At 65.2% G+C, this 368-nt stretch carries 1 protein-coding gene; it reads right to left on the bottom strand.

Annotation, left to right across the window (positions count from 1 at the left end; translation table 11 throughout):
* A partial coding sequence (locus ACL02S_RS24270) for an acyltransferase domain-containing protein (protein WP_412804809.1) occupies positions 1–356 on the bottom strand: 356 nt, incomplete at its 3' end.
* Between the last annotated feature and the right edge of the window lie 12 nt (positions 357–368).

Below are 368 nucleotides of genomic sequence, written 5' to 3'. Positions count from 1 at the left end.
CCGGCGGCGTAGAGGTCGGCGAGGGTTTTGCGGATGCTGTCGGTGTCGTGTTGTTTGCGGTTGAGGGTGGCGATGGTGGTGCCGGTTTCGCCTGCGGTGCGTAGGATTTCGCGGATGTTGGCGGCGAGGACGGGATGTGGGCCGATTTCGAGGAAGACGCGGTGGCCCGCGTGGATGAGTTCGCGGGTGGTGTCGGCGAAGCGGACGGGGTGGCGGACGTTGTCGCACCAGTAGTCGGCGTCGAGTGGGGTGTTGGTGCTGCGGGTGGCGGTGACGGTGGAGTACAGCGGGATGTGTGGGGTGGTCGGTTGTAGTTCGGTCAGGACATTGCGGAGTTCGTCGAGGATGGGGTCCATGAGGTGGCTGTG

It is taken from the genome of Nocardia spongicola (genome assembly GCF_047200775.1).
Classification (GTDB): Bacteria; Actinomycetota; Actinomycetes; order Mycobacteriales; family Mycobacteriaceae; genus Nocardia.
The sequence above is the reverse complement of the archived record's forward strand: the minus strand, read 5'-3'. Positions and strand labels throughout refer to the sequence as shown.